The following is a 5,447-nucleotide window of genomic DNA, read 5'->3' as shown; positions in this document are numbered from 1 at the left end:
ATTTTCATTGAGTATAACACAAAAGGTAGCCCATCAGCTACCTTTTTCTTATGCTTCCTCAATCAAGCGAGTATGTTCTCTCTTGATACAGCGATTCATCACGATATCATCACATCCACCATCACGCAAAATCTCTTTCGCTTCTAAACTTTCAAGTCCTAGCTGTGCCCAAAAAATCTTGGCATCAGCTTTGAGAAAATCACGCGCCACATCGGGCAGAAATTCACTGCGACGATAAACATTGACAATATCTACAGGAAAAGGAATTTCAGCGAGGCTAGCATAAGCCTTTTCACCCAAGATTTCGCCACCTGCCGCCTTGGGATTGACTGGGATGATTTTATAGCCCCGAGCCTGCATTTCCTTTGTCACTCGATTGCTGGTTGTTTCTTCACGGTCAGACAAACCCACCACAGCAAGGGTTTTACTCGTTGCGAGATACTGACGAATCACGCCATCACTTGGATTGATAAATTCTTGACTCATAGAAATCCTCCTTTTTCATCAGTATAGCATATTTTGAAAAGGTTTGCAGAATTCTACTACAAAAAAGGAGGACTAGCCCCCTTTTTATTTAGCCTCGTACCAGGTTGCCCCTTCATTTTCATCTGCGATGAGGGGAACACTGAGTTGAATGGCTTCTTCCATGGTTTGTTTGACCAATTTTTTCATCTCTGCCAATTCAGATTTAGGAACTTCAAGGACGATTTCATCGTGCACTTGCAGAAGCATCTTAGTCTGATAACCACCTGCAACCAAGGCTTTATCTAGCTGAATCATGGCAATCTTGAGAATATCTGCTGCCGAACCCTGAATAGGAGAATTGATGGATGTCCGCTCCGCAAAACCACGAATATTAAAGTTGCGCGAATTGATATCTGGCAACTCACGACGACGCTTGAAGAGGGTCTCCACATAGCCCTTATCACGCGCCTCACGCACCACTTCATCCATGTAGTTTTTAATACCTGGGAAGCGTTCAAAGTAGGTATCAATGTAGGCTTTGGCCTCCTTACGGCTAATGCCCAGATTATTAGACAAACCAAAGTCTGAAATACCATAAACCACTCCAAAGTTAACCGCCTTGGCATTGCGACGATCGTTTGCAGTCACATCCTCAGGACGCTCAATGCCAAAGACCCGCATGGCTGTCGAGGTATGGATGTCCGCTCCCTCTTGGAAGGCCTTAATCAAGTGCTCATCCTTAGAAATATGCGCCAAAACGCGCAATTCAATCTGTGAATAGTCCGAGCTGAGCAATACACTATCCTCCCACTCAGGCACAAAAGCCTTCCGAATGAGACGACCTTGTTCCAAACGCACAGGAATATTTTGCAAGTTTGGATCCACACTAGACAAACGCCCAGTCTGGGTCAAATCCTGAACATAGCGAGTATGAATCTTGCCATCAGCCAAAATCCAGTCCTGCAAGCCAATCACATAAGTGGATTGAATCTTAGCAATCTGACGGTAGTCGAGAATTTTCTTAACAATTGGTGCAATAGGAGCCAAGCGTTCCAAGACATCCACCGCTGTCGAATAACCTGTCTTGGTTTTTTTAGTGTATTCTAAAGGAAGTCCCAATTTTTCAAAGAGAAGCACGCCCAACTGCTTAGGCGAGTTGATATTAAACTCCTCACCAGCCAACTCGTAAATCTCTTGAGTCAGTTTTTCAATGACAAGCTCATTTTCAGCCTGCATCTCACACAAAGTCTCTTTCTTGACCCTAATTCCAGCTATTTCCATCTTGGCAAGGACAAAAGCCAGAGGTTGCTCTATATCATAAAGAAGCTCTAATTGCCCATTTTCGCTGAGTTTTTCAAGCAAAATAGGCTCTGTTTCAACCAAAACAGCAAGTTTACAAGCTAAGTGTTCCAAGAATTTCTCACGTTCAGGAATGGCCTTTTTAACACCCTTACCGTAGAAAGTTTCATCATCAACCAAGTAAGTCTGACCATAAAGACTAGCGATGGTCGCAATTTCATTGTCCTCCACAGTCGAAAGGAGGTATTTAGCCAAACGGATGTCAAAAGCAGGCGCCTGCAAATCCACACCCAAACGTTGCAAAAGAACTTTAACCTTCTTAAAGTCATAAACTCTCAGAGATGTTTTTTCTAAGAAATCCTTGAAAATCGGGTCTTGCAACAGCTCAAGCTTGTCTGTGGCATAGAGCTTATCCCCACAAGACCAGGCAAATCCAACCAAATTATCCGTATGGTAATTCTCACCAAAAAGCTCAAAGTGGAAGATAGACTCTTCACTCAGCATATCTTGACTGATTTGGTCAACAATAGTAAAATCCAAACTCTCAGACACATCAGCTGACGACACATTTAAAGCCTGCTTGAGCTGTTTGAAGCCCATCTCATCGTAGAATTTTCCAAGATTTTCAACATCTGGACCACTATAGACCAAGTCCTCTAAACCAATCGCAATCGGTGCCTTGGTATCAATGGTCGCTAGTGTTTTAGACAAAAAGGCCTGTTCCTTATCATTAATGAGATTTTCCTTCATCTTAGAAGCCTTCATCCCATCGATATTTTCATAAATCCCCTCAAGCGAACCATACTCCAGCAAGAGTTTGATACCCGTCTTTTCACCAATTTTGGTCACCCCAGGGATATTATCCGACTTATCACCCATGAGCGCCTTGAGATCGATAAACTGCGTCGGTGTAATGCCCATCTTTTCCATAAGATATTCTGGTGTAAAGGCCTCAAACTCAGCCACACCTTTCTTGGAAATCTCAACCACCGTATGCTCATCCGTCAGCTGAATCAAATCCTTGTCCCCACTGACAATGGTAATATCAAAACCATTCTGCTCTGCTAGTTTATCCAGTGTTCCAATGATGTCATCCGCCTCATACTGAGCCAACTCATAGTGACGAATCCCCATATGATTTAGCAACTCACGAATGAAAGGGAATTGCTCACGAAACTCATCAGGAGTCTTAGCCCGACCACCCTTATAGTCCGCATACATCTCTGTCCGGAAGGTCGTCTTTCCCGCATCAAAAGCCACCAAAATATGACTAGGCTCCACCCGCTCCAACAAATGGCTCAACATCAACTGGAAACCATAAATGGCATTGGTATGCAAACCAGCCGCATTCTTAAAACGGTCCAACTGCTGATAGAGTGCAAAAAACGCCCGAAAAGCAACAGAAGACCCATCAATCAATAATAATTTTTTCTTATCCATACACCCATTATAAAGGAAAGAATCAAAAAATACCATTGGGAAGAGCTAGAGCAAGTATTTTTCAAACTTTTTCCCGAATAAATAGATAGAAGCATTGAAACTAGTAAACTTAGATTTAAAAATGTGCTATAATGAAAGACAAACTATAAGAAAAGTCAATAGTTTATCTAAAATATTTCTTATTTCAATTTGATGATTTAGCGATGATTTTAGAGCACGGCAAAAATCCCTTGAAACAGTCCATTTTTTTCAAAGGTAATCTTGTGTTAATTTCAGAAATTACATCACTTTTTGTTCGTCAAATGGTAGCTCTTTTTTAGGAGATAAAACATGGTTCGGATAAGTTTTTTTGCAAGGTGGATGATGGCTACATTGTAATGTTTTCCTTGTTCTAACTTAGTCTTAAACTAGGCCTTAAAAGCAGGTGAAAAGCGATTGCATGCTTTGCCAGCTGATGAACGACTACAGAAACGTCAAGAAGAGCTCCACCCCCTAATGGAAGATTTCTTTGCTTGGTGTCGATGTCAGTCAGTTTTAGCAGGTTCAAAACTAGGAAGGGCTATTGAATACAGCCTCAAGTATGAAGAAACCTTTAAGACCATTTTAAAAGACGGACATCTGGTCCTTTCCAATAATCTAGCTGAACGCGCCATTAAATCATTGGTTATGGGACGGAGTAAAAGAGTCCAGTGGACTCTTTTAGCCTAAGCTAAATTTTAAAAAGCGAGGGTGGTTGTTTTCTCAAAATTTTGAAGGAGCTAAAGCAAGAGCTATTATTATGAGCTTGTTGGAAACAGCTAAACGTCATCAATTAAATAGTGAGAAATAGCTATCCTATCTTCTAGAATGTCTTCCAAACGAGGAAACTCTCGTAAACAAAGAGGTTTTAGAGGCTTATTTACCATGGACTAAAGTTGTACAAGAAAAGTGCAAATAAGAAATCTCCAGATTAGGAACTATCCGTGAGTTCTCTAGGCTGGAGATTTTTCAATATACTTCGTTATTAGGCGGTTACGACTGAAATATCGTCTTGTTCACTTTTTATTTTCTTCTAACCAATAGACGGAGTTGCAAGGAAAATGCCAAAAACTCTACCCCTATAGCTAACAAAGAGCAAAAAAACTAGGAGAGAACTCTCCTAGTTTTAAATTATCTTGGATTATTTAACCCACTCACCGTTGTGGTTTACTTTATAACCATCTACAGTTGTATTAACTGCAAGAGCTCCTGACGCGTATGAGTAGTACCATTTACCACCAACTTGATACCAACCAGTTGCCATTGCACCTGATGATTTCAAGTAGTACCAAGTACCGTTATCTTTAACCCAACCAGTTGCCATTGAACCGTTGTCGTTTAGGTAGTACCAAGTACCATTGTCTTTAACCCAACCAGTTGTCATCCAACCAGCTTGGTCAAAATAGTACCAAGTTCCATTGATTTTTTCCCAACCATTAGTTGTGTAAGAACCATCAGCGTGTTTGTACCACCAGCGAGAACCTGATTTAATCCATTCAGCTTTTTGAGCAGGTGTTTCAGCAGAAGCTACTAATTGAGGAGTTTTCAAAAGGGTTGCTTTACCATTTTGTACTCGAACTGTTAATTTATATGTTCCACGTTTAGTTTTAACTTCAACAGTACTATTAGCTGATTTTTCATACTTAATCTCAACTGCTTTACCATCAAGTTTCAGTTCATTACCTTCTTTATCATAAACCTTAACATATCTATCGGTAACAACTCTTTGTTTATTAGATTGTTGAGATTGTTGAGATGCAAGGTGAGACTTAATATCATCAATAGTCAAATCACCATTTTCAGTAGTATTAACTTTACCACTTGCTTCTTCTCCACGTTTAGCTGCTGCTTCTGCTGCTTCTGCTGCTTCTTTAAAGAGTTTAGAAACTTCTGCACTTGGTTCTGTTCTCTCATCAGCTGCAGGTTTAGCATTTGGCAATGTTTGAACATTAGCCTCACTAAAAGTTGCTGTATCAGCTGAAACAGCTTGTACAGCACCAAATGCTGCAAGAGCGACTGCGCTTGTCAATAAAACTTTTTTCATCGTTTTATCTCCTTTGTTTTTCTTTAAAATATTTTTTCGTAAGACTACCTTACTACCATAGATTATATAAATATTTGCAGGATTTGTCAAGAGTTTTCTTCGAGTTTTTAAACTTTTTACCTATTTTTTCAAAAAAGCCAAATTTCAAGTTCAAGTTAGCCATCAAGAAGTCTTCTCTGGG

General features: G+C 40.3%; 2 protein-coding genes and 2 pseudogenes. 1 reads left to right on the top strand and 3 read right to left on the bottom strand.

The window, feature by feature from the left end; genetic code table 11:
• Positions 1–48: 48 nt before the first annotated feature.
• Together HT723_RS08605 and polA are read right to left on the bottom strand one after the other, a co-directional pair.
• Complete coding sequence (locus HT723_RS08605) at positions 49–486, bottom strand: CoA-binding protein (protein WP_000076479.1); 438 nt, start codon at positions 484–486, stop codon at positions 49–51.
• 84 nt (positions 487–570) lie between these two features.
• The gene (gene polA / locus HT723_RS08600) at positions 571–3,204 is read right to left on the bottom strand and encodes a DNA polymerase I (protein ID WP_172935033.1); all 2,634 of its coding nucleotides are present in this window, start codon (positions 3,202–3,204) and stop codon (positions 571–573) included.
• A gap of 444 nt (positions 3,205–3,648) precedes the next feature.
• On the opposite strand from polA, the pseudogene HT723_RS11665 reads away from it, so the two are divergent.
• A pseudogene (locus HT723_RS11665) lies at positions 3,649–4,141 on the top strand (IS66 family transposase); the annotation flags it as partial.
• A gap of 222 nt (positions 4,142–4,363) precedes the next feature.
• Here HT723_RS11665 and HT723_RS11660 read toward each other — a convergent pair.
• A pseudogene (locus HT723_RS11660) lies at positions 4,364–4,696 on the bottom strand (N-acetylmuramoyl-L-alanine amidase family protein); the annotation flags it as partial.
• Positions 4,697–5,447 lie beyond the last annotated feature (751 nt).

This window comes from Streptococcus sp. 2106 (assembly GCF_013277315.1).
GTDB lineage: Bacteria > Bacillota > Bacilli > Lactobacillales > Streptococcaceae > Streptococcus > Streptococcus pseudopneumoniae.
Note: the sequence above shows the minus strand (reverse complement) of the source record. Positions and strands in the feature narration are given on the sequence as shown.